The sequence below is a fragment of the Flavobacterium sp. NG2 genome (assembly GCF_034119845.1).
GTDB lineage: Bacteria > Bacteroidota > Bacteroidia > Flavobacteriales > Flavobacteriaceae > Flavobacterium.
Map to the genome: position 1 here is coordinate 485,445 of NZ_CP139420.1, position 16,443 is coordinate 501,887.

The 16,443-nt window shown below is 34.6% G+C and carries 7 protein-coding genes; all 7 read left to right on the forward strand.

Annotated elements, in window-relative coordinates; all coding sequences use genetic code 11:
- The first annotated feature begins 131 nt into the window (after nt 1–131).
- The 7 genes from SLW70_RS02145 (at nt 132) to SLW70_RS02175 (ending at nt 16,406) form a co-directional block, all read left to right on the forward strand.
- Nucleotides 132–4,061, forward strand: coding sequence for a two-component regulator propeller domain-containing protein (locus SLW70_RS02145; RefSeq protein WP_320890291.1), 3,930 nt, complete (start codon nt 132–134; stop codon nt 4,059–4,061).
- A 190-nt stretch (nt 4,062–4,251) separates the two neighbouring features.
- On the forward strand, nt 4,252–7,416 hold the full coding sequence (locus tag SLW70_RS02150; RefSeq protein WP_320890292.1) for a TonB-dependent receptor: 3,165 nt from the start codon (nt 4,252–4,254) through the stop codon (nt 7,414–7,416).
- 12 nt (nt 7,417–7,428) lie between these two features.
- Entirely contained in the window at nt 7,429–9,102 is a 1,674-nt protein-coding gene (locus SLW70_RS02155; RefSeq protein WP_320890293.1) for a RagB/SusD family nutrient uptake outer membrane protein, read from the forward strand.
- 14 nt (nt 9,103–9,116) lie between these two features.
- Nucleotides 9,117–11,489: a glycoside hydrolase family 3 N-terminal domain-containing protein gene (locus SLW70_RS02160; protein WP_320890294.1), complete on the forward strand. Its 2,373-nt coding sequence runs from the start codon at nt 9,117–9,119 to the stop codon at nt 11,487–11,489.
- Nucleotide 11,490: 1 nt separating this feature from the next.
- Nucleotides 11,491–13,107, forward strand: a complete 1,617-nt coding sequence (locus SLW70_RS02165; protein ID WP_320890295.1) for a sulfatase — start codon at nt 11,491–11,493, stop codon at nt 13,105–13,107.
- A gap of 1 nt (nt 13,108) precedes the next feature.
- Nucleotides 13,109–14,830 carry a sulfatase gene (locus SLW70_RS02170; protein WP_320890296.1) on the forward strand — a complete coding sequence of 574 codons (1,722 nt, stop codon included), beginning with the start codon at nt 13,109–13,111 and terminating at the stop codon, nt 14,828–14,830.
- Nucleotides 14,831–14,900: 70 nt separating this feature from the next.
- Nucleotides 14,901–16,406: a sulfatase gene (locus SLW70_RS02175; protein WP_320890298.1), complete on the forward strand. Its 1,506-nt coding sequence runs from the start codon at nt 14,901–14,903 to the stop codon at nt 16,404–16,406.
- Nucleotides 16,407–16,443 lie beyond the last annotated feature (37 nt).

A 16,443-nucleotide genomic window follows, 5' to 3' on the forward strand; every position in this document is an offset into this window, starting at 1 on the left:
ATCATTTTTATAACATTATACAGTTTAAATTGCTAAATTTATACTCTATTGTTAATAAAAAATTAATACGATAACTTTTATATGATAACTCGAAAGGGGCAAATTTTGATTTATCAATTAGAAATGTTTCAATGAAATTAGTTATCAGCAGATCCCCAAATCATACTAATAACATTATGTTGAATATTAAATATCATATTTTATCAATTCTTAGTTTTGTCTTTTGTCAATTTTTGTTTGCGCAAAGCAATATAGAATTTCAGCAATTAATAGGCGAAAATATTCCTATCCAAAGTATCACTTACGCAGTCAAGCAGGACAAAAATGGAAATCTTTGGATTGCCTCTGAGGAAGGGGTGTTGAAAAACAATTCTAGATTCTACAAAACGTATAATAATTACGACGGACTTCCTGAAAAACTAAACAATCGTATCACTCAATTATTTATTGACTCGAAACAACAAATTTGGATTGGTCTGGAAAATGACGTTTGCAAGTATGATAAAGATTTGGATGTTTTTAAAATTGTAAAATCAAATTCTAAAACGAATCCCTCCTCAGTCAAATGCATCACCGAAGATAATGAAGGAATAATTTGGATTGGAGCAGTAAACGGACTTTGGAAATACAATGCCAAAGCAGATACAATAGAATTAGTTGTTAAAATGTCGAACATCGATGCGTTGTACAGCTACAAGGAAAAACTCATTTTTGGCACTAGTGAAGGTTTGTTTTCGTACCTCCCTCATAAAAAACAATTGCAAAAAATAGCACTTAATTCCTTGCCTAGCAATATCACTACTATCGCTTTTATTAATAATTCATTTGTAATTGGTACAAAAACAGGAAAAATTTTCAAAGGGAATCTTAGTTTGAATCAATTCCAATTAATTAATTTCAAAACAAATAATAACGGTCCCATAAAAGATATTCTTAAAACTTCCGCGCATACAATTTACATTGCGACGGATGGCGATGGATTGTACAAAGTAGATGACTCATTTAAAATAATCAGTCATTATAGAGAAGATGTTAATAATGAAAATTCCTTAGCAAGCAATGGGATTTATGACATTGAGTTAGGTAAAGAAAATATTTTGTGGATAGCTACTTACGGTGGTGGTATCAACTATATGGATTCTAATAAATTGCCTTTTCAAAAAATCCAACATCGAATTAATTCTAGCAACAGTATTGTTTCTAATTTTACAAGATCCATTTCCAAAGACCAAAATGGAAATCTATGGTTTGGAACAACTAAGGGGATTAGCATTCTGAACAAGAAAAACAATAGTTGGCAACATTTGAATAATTTATCCCATAAAATTGAAGGGACTCAAGATGTTGTTCTTGCCTTTCAAGCTGATGGTGAATTTATGTGGGTTGGAACCTATAATAGTGGTTTGTTCAAAATAAATATCAATAGCTTAAAAGTGGAACACTATGACAAAGTTCATACGAGAGTTTATACCATTTTTAAAGACTCAAAAGGGAATATTTGGGTAGGTGGAATTGATGGAAATGTAACGGCAATTAGTCCTCAAAATCAAATAAGCTCATACCCAATTCAAACTGTTAGGTCGATTATTGAAACCCGTGATGGTCATATTTTAGCAGCTGGTAAAAACGGAATTTACACCATTAATCCTTCAACCAAAGAGGTTAAGCTAATTGACCCGTTAAAGCCTAACAAAGAGATTTTAGCTTATTCGACAATTAATTCGGTTTATGAAACTAAGGACGAGAGGTTAGTAATAGCAAGTAACGGTGATGGATTGGTTTTTTATAATCCTAAAAACAAGCAAATAAAAAAATTAACCATTGCCTCTGGAATGCCTTCGGATATTGTTCAAGGGATTATTCCTGTCAATGATGCTAATTTTTGGGTGAGTACGACCAAAGGTCTAGCGCATATTTTGACAACTCCAAAGGACACCATCATTAATATTTTTGATAAAAAAGATGGATTGTCAAGCACGGAATATAATTATGGAAGTTATAAAAAAATCAGTGATAGTGTATTTGCATTTGGTGGAGTTGACGGGGTTACCTTGTTTAATCCGAATGCGATAAAAACTCAAAATTACAAGCCTAAGGTTGAATTTGAGCTATTTAAACTTTCGAATAAAGTCATCAATCCAGGGGACAAACCATTATTGAAACACATCAATGAGACAAAATCGATTACTTTAAAGCACAATGAAAACTCCATTGAAATACGATTTACTGGAATTTCACATAGCTCCGCTTCAAAGGTTAAATATTCCTGGAAATTAGAAGGTTTTGACAAAGAATGGTCAACACCTAATTTACAAACCATAGCGACTTATACTAATTTAAGTCCGGGTCAATATACTTTTAGAGTCAAAGCGTATAACAAATATTCCATTCCCGGAGAAGAGCGTGTGTTAAGTATTGAAATTCTTTCTCCTTGGTGGGCCACTAGCCTTGCTTATGTATTTTATTTCTTTTTATTAATAGGGATTATTATTGCGATTATTCATTTTACCAGTGTCATCATTAAAAACAAAAATGCTGATGAACAAATTGATTTCTTCAATAATATTACCCACGAAATCAAAACACCATTAACCATCTTGATTGCATCATTGGATAATGTGACCGAAGGAAATGATTCTGGCGAGGAGTCTAAAAAAAGAATCAAAACCACAGTAAAAAGAATCAATTCCCTTTTTGAACAAATGCTTAATTTTCAAAAAGTAACTTCAACGGATAATCTAGCACTAGATGTTTCTAAAATAGAGGTCGAAAGACATATTCTTAAGAGGGTTAATAATTTTGCACCATTAACCGAAGAAAAAAACATTGAAATTATTGTAAACAATCAATGGGGTGATTTACCGTATTATTTTGACAAAGATATTTTTGATAAAATTCTTTTAAACTTAATTTCAAATGCCATAAAGTACTCTCTTAAAGGTGGAAAGATTGTCATCAATATTAAACAATCAGAAAGCAAAGAATTAAAAATCGAAATTTCAGATGATGGGATTGGGATTCCAAACGACCAGCAAAAATTCATTCTGAAACGCTATTATAGAGCTCGAAATGTAGTCAATAGCCAAAGCCCTGGAACAGGTTTAGGATTGATGATGACTAAAAAATTATTAGAAAAAACAGGAGGCTCCATTAGTTTTGTTAGCGAAGAAAACAAAGGAACTACTTTTAGTGTCTTGCTGAAAAACCAAGAGCAAGAATACAATAAGAAAATGTCTTCTCTCCAAAACACACTCAACATTGATGTGGTCAACGAGCAATTAGAAATTGATGAGTTTAGTGATAGTAAAATCCTAATTGTCGAAGACAACGACGAACTAAGAACGGTACTTGTAAATACTTTAGGCGTTTATTTTCAGATTTATGAGGCCCAAAACGGAAAAGAAGGATTAGAAAAAGCCTCGCAAATTTTCCCTGATTTGATTCTAACAGACCTTATTATGCCTGAAATGGATGGTATGCAAATGGCACGTGAATTAAAAGACGATATCAATCTCAATCACATTCCAGTGATTATGCTTACTGTGTTGCAAAATTCAGAACAAAAACTAGAAAGTATTGAGACTGGAATTTCAGAATATATTGAAAAACCTATTGATACACAGTTTTTATTGGCTAAGATGATTAATATTTTAAAATGGCAAAAAAAATTGAGAGATAAATACATACACGACACTGAAACAGATACTGCTTCTTTGTTTAGAAATAAAAATGATCAAGAGTTTTTAAAAAGCTTAGAAGAAAAAGTGCTAGAGAATATCGAAAACGAATTGTTTTCTGTTCATGATTTGTCAGGAAGTTTCAGCATGAGTAGAACTTCACTTTATATGAAACTTAAAAATTTAGTGGATTTGTCTCCACAAGATTTTATTATTCACACCAAGTTAAAATATGCCAAGAAACTCCTTATCGAAGGGGAACTTAGCATCAAAGAAGTAGCCTATCGTTCGGGATTTTCTAATCCAAAATACTTTAGTACCTCTTTCAAAAAATTCTACGACACCACCCCAAGCGCTTTTCTAGACAGCTTGAAGAAAGAATAACCGTTTTTCAAGCCATCCTATTGTAATTACTTCATTTAGAACAGCAAAAATTTAATTTCGTTCATTTAATTACTGGTTTTTTTGTGAAATATCATAGGGTTTGACGATTATCAAACCTTTTATGATGTTTTTTGCAACCCCTGAGCGAGAGCAAATAACGAATTTAGCATAAACTTAATTAACACCAATTATGAACCAAACCAAATTACTGCTAATTTTATTTCTGTTGCCAACTTTAATGTTCGCACAAAAAACATTAAGAGGTACCGTTTTGGATGAGAACAAAATGCCTCTTCCAGGTGCTACAATTTTATTGAAAGGTACTACAAAAGGTACTACAACTAATCTTGATGGTGTTTTTTCCATCTCGATAGATAAAACACCATCTACAATTTCCATCAGTTATATAGGTTATAATACTAAAGAAATAAATGTATATAATCAAACTGAAATTCAAGTTGAATTAAAAGAAAGTAAAAACCAATTAGACGAAATTGTTGTCATTGGTTATGGCTCTGTAAAAAAAGGAGATTTAACAGGCGCTGTTACTACAGTTAAAACTACAGATGATATTTCTCAAAATTCAAAGAGTATTGAGGACATTATTAAAGGTAGAGCTGCTGGGGTACAAGTTACAGCTAATGGCTCAGAACCAGGAGCACCTAATTCTATCAAAATTAGAGGGGTGAGTAGTTTAACAGGAAACTCTGAACCTTTGTATGTTATTGATGGAATTATTGTTAGTTCAGCTACTGAAGATACAGGAAATCCTTTAACTGGTTTTACATCTCCACAGGGAGGAGGAATTCCGGGAGTAAATCCAGCCGATATTGAAAGTGTAGAAATATTAAAAGATGCATCGGCAACGGCTATTTATGGTTCTAGGGCTGCAAATGGTGTGGTTATCGTAACGACTAAAAAAGGTAAAAAAGGAAATGCTAAATTCAATTTCACTACCTCTTTAGGAATAGGGAATGTGGTACGCAACATTGAAGTTTTGAATACGAGAGATTATGCGGATTATCAAAACAATATGAAATTGGCTTTAGGTCAAGCAAAACCTTACGATATTATTGATGGTAAAGTGTATAACGCTGGAACAACTGAATTAATTAACGGTGTAAACTGGGCAGATGATACTTATAGAACATCGATTGTGAAGAAAAACAGATTATCGGCATCTGGGGGTGGTGATAAAGGAAATTACTACATCTCTGGAGGATTTACATCTAATCAAGGAACTTTCCCGAATGCCTTAGCTAAAGCCACAGATTTTAACTTAAACCTAAATCAAGATTTATCAGATAGGTTAAAATTAGGCGCGAAATTCTCGGCTAATTATACGCAATTAAACTCATCTAAAGGAGCTGATGAAAATGGTTCTACAAATAGTAGTATGGTACGCCAAGTATTACAGGCGGCACCTATTTTAAATCTAGCAGACAATAATCAAAACCAAGGCGATGTGAGTGACTTCCTTGATGGACCTCGTGCCTGGACAGCTGATTATGATGATAATGCAAAAGACATTCGAATATTAGGAGCCTTAACATTAGATTATAAAATATCAAAAGCGTTTAGTTATAGATTGCGTTTTGGTAGTGATTACAGATCTAAAGACAGAAGCTTTTGGTATGGAACCGCTTTGTTAAAAGGACGAAATGCAAATGGTTTAGCAGGTGTTTCTACGTTGGATCGTTTTAGATATAATGTAGATAATACCTTGATGTACAAAAAGAATTTTAATAAGAATAATAAAATTGATGCTACCGCTGGATTTATCATTGATAAAACGAGTGTAAGAACCACACAATATTCAGGGTCAAATTTTGCTGACAAATCACTAAGAGCTGATGGTATTTCATTTGCAGGAATTAATACGCCTCTTATTGTTGACAGTGAGTTCCCAAATTTAGCTTCCTTTATTGGACGTTTGAATTACACACTTTATAACAAATATTTATTTACTGGAACATTCAGAGCGGATGGTAGTACAAAATTTGCTGAAGGTCAAAAATGGGGCTATTTCCCAGCTGTTTCCTTTGCTTGGAAAGTAAGTGAGGAATCTTTCTTAAAAGGAAATGAAACGCTTTCTAACTTAAAAGTTCGTTTAGGATACGGACAGGTAGGAAATCAAAACATCAATTCGTACAGGACGTTAAGCCTTTTGTCAAGACCTAATTCAGCACTAGCTGATGCTAATGGGGGAAATTTAGTGGCTGTTGTACCGCCTAATTTAAGCAACACTGCACTGCAATGGGAAACAGCCATACAATACAATGCGGGAATTGATTTTGGTTTTTTCAAGGATCGTTTAACAGGAACTTTTGATGCTTACTACAAAACAAGTGCTGATCTTTTATTGAATGCAGATATTCCAGATTCATCAGGATTTGACCTTTTAACTACTAATAAGGGAAATATTGATAATAGAGGGGTGGAACTTTCTTTGAATGCAGATATTATTAAAAACAAAAACTTTAATTGGTCTGTTTTTGGAAATATTTCAGTGAATAGAAACAAAATTGGAACCTTAGGAACACTTCCAGCTGAATTTGGAAACTTAGGAAGAGTTGTTGCTTTTACAGGAGCGCAAATCTCTGGAGGGACTTACTTCAAGCAGCCTGCTAATATTTTCATCGAAGGCGAACAAGTAGGTTTGTTCTACGGATACCAAACCCAAGGGATTATTAGAACAAATGAGCAATTAACCGCTACACCTTCAGGAAATCCATTGCAATACGGAGGTAGAGCTTTAAGAGTAGGAGATGTTTATTTTGTGGATCAAAATGGTGATGGAAATATTGATGATAAGGATAAAACTATTATTGGAAATCCTAATCCTGAATTTACTTATGGTTTTGGTACTTCATTTGAATACAAGAATTTTTCAATCAGTGCGATGTTTAATGGGGTTTATGGAAACCAAATTGCAAATGGAAATATCCTAGAATTAGGGTATGCTAATAACTCGACAAATAATGTGCTTGTTACTGCTTATAAAGATGCTTTTAATCCAGTAACCAATCCAAATGGTGCTTACCCTAATGTTGGTGTAGGCGGTTACGGAAACTACAATTATACAACTGATTTTAATGACCGCCAAGTGGAGGACGGAAGCTTCTTAAGATTGAGTTATGTTACCTTAGGATATAATGTGCCTGTAAAAGATTTTGGGTTTATTGATAGTTTAAAACTAACTTTTTCAGGACAAAATTTATGGTTGCTAACGAAATATTCTGGATTTGATCCAGAGGTAAATAGTTTTTCTTTTGACCCTACGAGGACTGGTATTGATTGGGGTTCTTTCCCAAATCAAAGAACATTCACTTTTGGTTTAAATGTAACTTTCTAAAAAACTCACACAATGAAAAATACAAATAAAATTATAAAATTAGTAGCCTTGTTCATTATAACACTACCCTTCAGTAGTTGTAATGATCTACTAACAGACACTCCAGAAAATCAATATTCTGAAGAGCAAGTGTTCTCAACAGCTGAAGGAACTGAAACTGCGGTAAACGGAATGTATTATCAATTGCAAGGATACGACTATTATGGGGGGAGATTACGTTTGCTATTATGGCCTCATTCTGGAAAATACTTTTCAAAACAAGGCGCAAATTCTGATGCGAATCAATTAAATGTGACCAATAACAATCTTAATCTAGGTACTTTGTGGTTAGGGATGTACCAAACAATCAATCAAACTAATATTGTGATAGCGAATGTTGAAGGTAGCGGATTATCAAATGAAGCAACAAGTTTGGGACAGGCTTATTTTTTAAGAGCAGTCGTTTATTTTGATTTGGTTCGAATGTTTGAAGAAGCACCTATAAAATTAGTGCCTTCTACAAAAGACAATATTCATGTTGCTAAAAGTTCAAAAGAAGAATTATACAATCAAGTAATTAGTGACTTGAAAAAAGCAGCTAACTTATTACCTGACAGAGGTCAATACATTGGAGGCCGACCATTGAAATATGCCGCTAATGCATATTTGGCAAAGGTATATGTTACGTTGGCTGGTGAAAATAGCGCTACGATTAAAGTAGCCAATTTTAATCCAGTTACTGAAGCCGAAATCACAGCGGCTACAATCACTAACTTTTGGGAAGAAGCAAAAACCGAATTGGATTTTGTAATCAACAATGGAGGTTATACACTGGCAACAACTTATGCTGATTTGTTTAAAGAAGGAGCAAGAAACAGCTCAGAATCTATCTTTGAATTGCAATACGGACATACAGGAGCAGAAAGAACTAATGATATTGTGAGAGATATTGTGCTTAGCGATCATGCGAGTGTTCCTAAAGGAATTACAACTTTTGGACGTATTCTTCCTAACAAAGAAATGTTTAGTGACCATATCATCCAATATTCAGGAAAGGTGTATGCACCCGCTGTATTTATTCCATCAGGAAATAATGCTGCTTTGATTAACTTAGACAATGCTGTTGCTGACCCAAGAATTAATGCTACTTATGTGTATAATTCTTATGTTAAAACATCTGACGGTTCAACGCAAAATCTTTTTCCACGTCAAAAATCAGGAAATTTCTCTTATCCAGCTATAAATAAATATGGTGATTTGACTTATGATGGAACTACCACTTTTAGAAACTTAATTTTACTTCGTTATGCTGATGTGTTGTTACTAAGAGCTGAGGTTGAAAATGAGTTGACAGGACCAACTGCTGCTTATACTTATGTAAATAGAGTTTTATTAAGAGCAAGAACCACCACTTCAGGGGTTAAAGTGCAACCTGCTGATTGGACTTCAGTAAGTGTTCCCACGAAAGAAGCATTCCGTGAGAGAATCATGAAAGAGCGTGAATATGAATTGAATGGGGAAGGACATGAATGGTTTGATATGAGAAGACGAGGTTTAGGTCGTTTTCAAGAACAAATCACGCACCATAATAATGCAACAGTGTTTTTTGGAAGTACTACTGATTTAATATTTACGAATGTTGAAACGCAATTGAAAATTCCAATTCCATTGACAGAGATATCTACCAATAATTTGATAAACGATTAAATAAAAATCTTTTTATGAATACTAATAGAAATTTAGGCTTGAAACTAGCCTTGCCAGTACTCCTATGCTCATTTTTTTCCTTCACGAAAATAAATTCGGATGCTGTAAAACCTCCTTATTTGAATGCAAAGCTTCCTGTTGAAGAAAGAATAAATGACTTGATGAGCCGAATGACATTGGAACAAAAAGTCTATCAGATGTGTCAGTATGTAGGGTTAGAGCACATGAAACATGCTGAGTCTGAACTTTCTCCAGAGGAATTAGAGAAAAATGATGCTTTGGGTTTTTATCCAGGATTAAGAACCAAGGATATTGCGCGTTTGACAACTGAAGGGAAAATAGGTTCGTTTTTGCACGTAGTCACTCCTGAGGAAGCTAATGAATTGCAAAAATTAGCCCAACAAGCACCATTGAAAATTCCATTGTTAATAGGAATTGACGCCATTCATGGTAATGGATTAGTGAGCGGTTCTACGATTTATCCTTCGCCTATTTCACAAGCGGCCACATTTGATGATGCTTTGGTAAAAGAAGGAAGTAAACAAACGGCTTTAGAGATGAGAGCTAATGGAATGCATTGGTCATTTACGCCTAATATTGATGTGTTACGTGACCCAAGATGGGGACGTACGGGTGAAACCTATGGTGAGGATCCTTACTTAGTGGGGAACATGGGAGTGGCTACTATTACAGGATTACAATCTGATGATTTTACAGGGAAAAACAGCGTTGTTGCTTGTGCTAAACACCTTATTGCAGGAAGTTCTTCCATCAACGGATTAAACGCTTCGCCTACTGATGTGTCTAAAAGAACCATCTATGAGATTTTCTTACCGCCTTACAGAAGAGCGGTAAAAGAAGCTAATATTTTTTCAATCATGGCAGCACACAATGAAGTAGCAGGAGTACCAGGACACATGGACAAGTCTATGATGACTGATTTAATGCGTAATCGCTGGAATTTCAAAGGATTTTATGTGAGTGATTGGAATGACATATCGCGTATTGCCATTTGGCATCATGTGGCGAAAGATTTCAAAGAAGCGGTACAGTTTTCAGTAAATGCAGGAATGGATATGAATATGCACGGACCTCTATTTGATAAATATGTAATCGAATTGGTTCAAGAAGGTAAAATTGATATTTCAAGAGTAGATTTTGCTTGTAGAAAAATTTTGGAAGCTAAATTCAAATTGGGATTATTTGAAAATCCTTATGTAGATGTTAAAAAAGCAAAAACGGTAAACTTTGCTCAATCTCACCAAAATAACGCGTTAGAGCAAGCAAGAAAAGGAATTGTTTTGCAAACGAATCCAAAGAACATTTTGCCACTGGCTAATGGTAACGGAAAAACTATTTTCATCACAGGACCTAATGCTGATAATCAAACAACCTTAGGAGACTGGGTTTCTCCACAACCAGAGGAGAATGTGATTACCATGCTGGAAGGAATTACTAAAATAGGTACTGAAAATGGCTATAAAGTAAATTATTATGATTCAGGTGACCGTTCAAAAGAAATTACAGATGAGAAAATAAATATCGCTGCATCAAAAGCTGCAACGGCAGATATGACTATCTTAGTATTAGGGGAAAATTCTTTCCGTCACGATTGGAGCCGCAAAACAACGGGGGAAAATATTGACCGTGCGACTTTAAAATTATCAGGAAACCAAATGAAATTGGCCAACAAAATTTTAGATTTAGGGAAACCAGTAATTGTAGTGTATGTAAGCGGAAGCCCAATTGCAGAACCAGAATTAGAACAACGTGCTGCGGCAGTTTTAAACACATGGGAAACAGGTGCATTTGCAGGTCAAGCAACTGCTGAAATCTTGTTTGGAAAATTAAACCCAAGTGGGAAATTACCATTAACCATTCCACGCAGTGTAGGACAATTGCAAATGGTTTACAATTACAAACCAACTTCGTATATTCACAAATACAATTCAGAGCCAAAAGTGCCTTTACACCCTTTTGGATACGGATTAAGTTATACGACTTTTAGTTTTTCGGAGCCTAAATTGTCTAAAAAAGAATTTTCAGGAAAAGAGGATAAAATAACGGTTTCAGTTGAGGTTAAAAATACTGGAGATAGAGACGGTGAAGAAGTGGTTCAATTATACATCAGAGACGATGTAAGTTCGTTCACTAGACCTGTCAAAGAATTAAAAGGATACAAAAGAGTGGCGCTTAAAGCAGGAGAATCCAAAACAGTTAGCTTAGAGATTACTGCTGAAAGTTTAGCGATGTATGATGTGGACTATAATTTTGTTGTTGAAGAAGGAACCTTTACAATCATGACTGGAAATTCATCTGAAGATAAGAAATTGAAGAAAACTTCAATCAATGTAGGTAATAAAATAGTATTAGAAAAAAGCAATTAAGATGTTAAGAAAAGCAACCATAGCATTCGCATGTACACTAATGTTGGTGTCTTGTAAAACAAAAGTAATCAGTCAAAACACAGCACAAAAGCCTAATATAATTTATATTATGGCCGATGATTTGACCATTCAAGCCATTAGCGCTTATGGTGGAATTTATAAAGATATTGCACCTACCCCTAATATTGATAGATTAGCCAATGAAGGAATGCGTTTTGAAGATGTATTGTGTACCAATGCCATTTGTGGTCCTAGTAGAGCTGCAATCTTGACAGGGAAATACAGCAACCAAAATGGCTATTACAAAAACGAATACGGCGGACAGTTCAACGCTGAACAATGGACGTTTCCTCAAGAATTTAAAAACAACAACTATCAAACAAGTTTGTTTGGTAAATGGCATTTAGGGACAAATCCAGTAGGTTTTGACGTGTTCAAGTTTCATTCCTCAGCAGGACAACAAGGTCATTATTGGGATCCTGTTTACAATGAAAATGGGGTTGATGTGAAAGAAAAGGGATATGCTACAAACATTACAACAGGATTTGCTTTAGACTGGCTTTCTAAAGAACGCGATAAAACAAAACCGTTTTTGATGCTTTTGCAATACAAAGCCCCACACAGACCATGGGAGCCGGATACCAAATATGAAAAACTTTGGGATGATATCGAAATGCCTTATCCAGCCACTTTTAATGATGACTACAAAGGACGTGAAAAAACCGCTGGTGATACTGAAATGACATTGGAACATTTGTCAAGAAGAGATATGAAACTGGTTGCTCCTGCTGAGTTGAAAGGGAAAGATAAGTTAGCTTGGGAATTTTATGGTGCTAAAAATGACGAAATTGTACAGCCAGAAGGAATGACTAAAGAAGAAGGTCGTAAATGGAGATACCAAATTTACATCAAAGATTATTTAGCCTGTGTAAAATCGGTCGATGATAACATTGGAAAAGTATTAAAATACCTAGATGATAATAATTTGACTGAAAATACCATGGTTGTTTTGACATCTGATCAAGGTTTCTATCTGGGAGATCACGGATTTTTTGACAAACGTTTTATCTATGAAGAGTCATTGAGAATGCCTTTCTTAGTGCGTTACCCAAAATTGATTAAACCAGGTTCAGTAAATACAGATATCATTTCAAATGTGGATTTTGCGCCTACTTTCTTAGATGTAGCAGGGGTTAAAACCAAAGAAAAAGTACAAGGAAAAAGTTTTAAGAAAATTCTAGAAGGAAACACACCAAAAAGCTGGGATCAAGCGATGTATTATCACTATTATGAATTCCCATTTTGGCACCATGTACAACCTCATTACGGTATTCGTACACAAAAATTTACATTGGCTCATTTTTATTATTCAATGGATGTTTGGGAATTATATGATTTAGAAAAAGACCCACAGCAAATGAATAATGTGATAAACAATCCAGCTTACAAAAAAGATATTGTTCAGTTAAAAGCGAAACTCAAAGAGTTGATGCTAAAGAATGGCGATTATAAAACCATTGCTCAGTTCAAAGAAATCACAGATAAAGATTTCGGCACAATCATTGAAAGACATGGAGATGATGAAGATGTTAATTCGATAATAAACAGAAAAAAATAAAATGAAAAAATCAGCCACCCTTTTACTGCTATTGTGCTTAGGTTTTCAATTAAGCCAAGCTCAACAATCCAATAAAAAGAATATATTATTCATAGCAGTTGATGATTTAAAACCACTTTTAAATGCGTATGGCCAATCACAAATGATTACTCCTAATTTTGACCGATTAGCGAAGAGTGGTGTGATATTTCAAAATGCCGAGGTTCAACAAGCCGTTTGTGGGCCATCAAGAGCAAGTGTGATGACTGGAACTTACCCTGATCGTACTAAAGTTTGGGATTTACATACTGATTTTAGAGAAGCAGCACCTGAGTTAATTTCGATGCCTGAGTATTTGATTACACAGGGATATGAAACGACAGCCATTGGTAAAATATACCATAAAGGTTCTACGGCTGAAGGTCATGATGGAAAAAGTTGGAGCATTCCACACATTCAACCTGAAAACTTTGATCCTAAATATGGAGAACCTGCTTTTGGTTACTACCAAAGTCAGCAGACCAAAGATGAAATGGTGAAGTTGATGAAAGAGGCTGAGGAAAAAGGAATGAAAAAATCTATGGCACAAAGAAATTACGCCTTCAAAAGATTAAAACCAAGTACAGAATCAGCTGATGTGTCTGACGAAGCTTACCAAGATGGTATTTATACTCAGGAAGCACTTAAGAAATTAAAAATGCTTGCCAAAGGAAACAAACCTTTCTTTTTAGGTCTTGGATTTCAAAAACCACATTTACCTTTTGTAGCTCCAAAGAAATATTGGGATTTATACAAAAGAGCCGATATTAAATTAGCACCTAATCAAGATTTAATTGATGGTACTCCTGCTTATGCTTACCATTCTTTTGGTGAACTTAGAGCTTTTTCTGATATTGATGATAATTTGAATGTTGGAAAAAGAGTGCCTGAGGACAAACAAAGAGAATTGATTCACGGGTATATGGCTTGTGTGTCTTATGTAGATGCTCAATTAGGGAAAGTGCTGGATGAATTAGACCGACTTAAACTAACAGATAATACGGTAATCGTATTATGGGGAGATCATGGTTACCATTTAGGAGACCATACGCTTTGGAACAAACATTCTAACTTTGAACAAGCGACTAGAATTCCATTTATCTTTTCTGGACCAGGTGTTGCCAAAAATGTAAAAGTGAATACTCCAGTTGAATTAGTCGATGTTTTTCCGACACTTTTTGATTTAGTAAATGTGAAACCGTCAGCTCAGGCAGATGGAAAATCATTAGTAACATTGTTAGATACTAATCCTAAAAATGATATTAATCCTGTAATTGCGTTGAGCCAGTACCCACGTCAAAAAGATAAAATGGGGTATTCCGTAAGAACCGAAAGATACCGTTATACGGAATGGCACGGAAACGGTTACAATACTGAAAAACCGTATGACGTTTCAAATATTGTTGGGGTAGAATTGTATGATTTTGTTTCTGATCCATTGGAGGCTAAAAATCATGCAAAAGAAAAGAGTTATGCAGCTATAGCTAAGGAATTGCAAGAGCGTTTAAAAAATAAATTAAACGAAATCAATAAAAGAAATATTTATAAAGCACACCCATCTACCTACAAAGGTGGAGAAGAAGGCGGCGGAGAAGGCAAGCCTAAAGGAGACAACGCGAAAGCTGGAAATGCTAAAAAAGGAATGGGAAATAAAAACCAATCAGGAGCAGGACCTAATTTTACTAAAAAAGACTTTGAAGACTAGTTAGTTGTTTGGGGGAAGGAATCTTAATCTTTTGATATTGTTTCTTCCCTTTTATTAAAAAAATGGTATTATGAAAAATATTTTTAAAATAGTAGGAATTGTTTGTTGTGCCTTATTGGTTACAACAAAAATAGAAGCTCAAAAAAAACCAAACATTCTATTTATTCTGGTAGATGATTTTGGGTATCACGACATCAGCAGCAACGGTTCTAAGATTTACCAAACACCCAATATGGATGCCCTTGCGAAAACTTCAGTTAGTTTTGAAAACGGCTATTGTAGTTACCCTCGTTGTGTGCCTTCTCGCTATGCATTGATGACAGGAACTTATCCTGTGAATGAAGACCACGGGGATTTGAGTAAATTAAATCCAGAACAAAACTTCATCAAAACTTTCAAATCAAATGGGTACAGTTCCTTTTTTGTTGGAAAATGGCATTTAGGTTCTGATGGAAGTAGCCCTGTAGGAATAGGATATGACCAATCATTTGCTGCTGGTGATGCAGGTGCAACTGACCAACAATTTTATCCTTTTAATACCAAACGAGTAGCAGGAGCAAAAGGTGAAAAAGCACCTATTGAAGATGTTGAGAAATTTGCAAAAGAAGGAGATTATTTATCTGATGTATTGACAAAAAGAACCATTGCTTATATCAAAGAAAGTAAAAAAGACAAACCCTTTCTGGGTGTTTTAGCATTCTATGCTGTGCATACGCCAATTGAAGCGAAAAAAGAAGATGAAGCTCGAAATCAAAAAGAAATCAATGCTTTTGATTTTGGTTCAACTCCTGAATATGTAAAAGAAGGACATGCCGAAACTAAAATGCGTCAAGATAATGCTAAGTATGCTGGTATGGTTGAAAATGTAGATGAAAATGTGGGTAAATTGATTAAAGCGTTAAAAGATCAAGGACTTTATGATAATACCATCATTGTTTTGACTTCTGATCATGGTGGACTTTCAACTAGAGGAGGTAAGAGAGAAGTGGCTACCACTAATTTCCCTTTAAGAGCAGGGAAAGGTTGGTTGTATGAAGGTGGACTTCGCGTTCCATTGATGGTTCATGTACCTAATACAAAACCTTTTGTTGATAAAGAGTCAATTGTTTTAGGAATGGATATTTTTCCAACTTTGACGGATTTAGCATTAAACAAAGAAATCTCTGGAATTGACGGAAAGAGCTTTAAAAACATCATTACAAAGAAAGAAAACTGGAACGATAGAGTTGTTTATTGGAATTCATACAAAGCGAGACCTACTCAAACAGGTGACGACAAAACATCAGCTGTGCGTAAAGGTGAATATAAATTGTTAGAATTTGTTGAATCAGGTAAGATTGAATTGTACAATATCAAAAAAGATAGTGGTGAACAACATGATTTAGCAGCGACCATGCCAGAAAAAAAAGCAGAATTATTAGCACTTCTGACAAAATGGAAAAAAGACTATCAAATTAAAATGAAAGCAAACCACAAATCAGGTGGCGAGAATATTTCTCCTAAAAAAGAGGCTGAAATGGAAGCTAAAAAAGAAGCCAAAAGAGCGGAACGTAAAGCAGCTAAAAAGCAAGAATAATTCAAAATCAAACTTTTGAATTTATTTCAAAAAGCAT

What these genes read in the sequence shown, in the direction of transcription:
- SLW70_RS02145 (WP_320890291.1), top strand. Translation starts at nt 132, where the DNA reads ATGAAATTAGTTATCAGCAGATCCCCAAATCATACTAATAACATTATG.
- SLW70_RS02150 (WP_320890292.1), top strand. Translation starts at nt 4,252, where the DNA reads ATGAACCAAACCAAATTACTGCTAATTTTATTTCTGTTGCCAACTTTA.
- SLW70_RS02155 (WP_320890293.1), top strand. Translation starts at nt 7,429, where the DNA reads ATGAAAAATACAAATAAAATTATAAAATTAGTAGCCTTGTTCATTATA.
- SLW70_RS02160 (WP_320890294.1), top strand. Translation starts at nt 9,117, where the DNA reads ATGAATACTAATAGAAATTTAGGCTTGAAACTAGCCTTGCCAGTACTC.
- SLW70_RS02165 (WP_320890295.1), top strand. Translation starts at nt 11,491, where the DNA reads ATGTTAAGAAAAGCAACCATAGCATTCGCATGTACACTAATGTTGGTG.
- SLW70_RS02170 (WP_320890296.1), top strand. Translation starts at nt 13,109, where the DNA reads ATGAAAAAATCAGCCACCCTTTTACTGCTATTGTGCTTAGGTTTTCAA.
- SLW70_RS02175 (WP_320890298.1), top strand. Translation starts at nt 14,901, where the DNA reads ATGAAAAATATTTTTAAAATAGTAGGAATTGTTTGTTGTGCCTTATTG.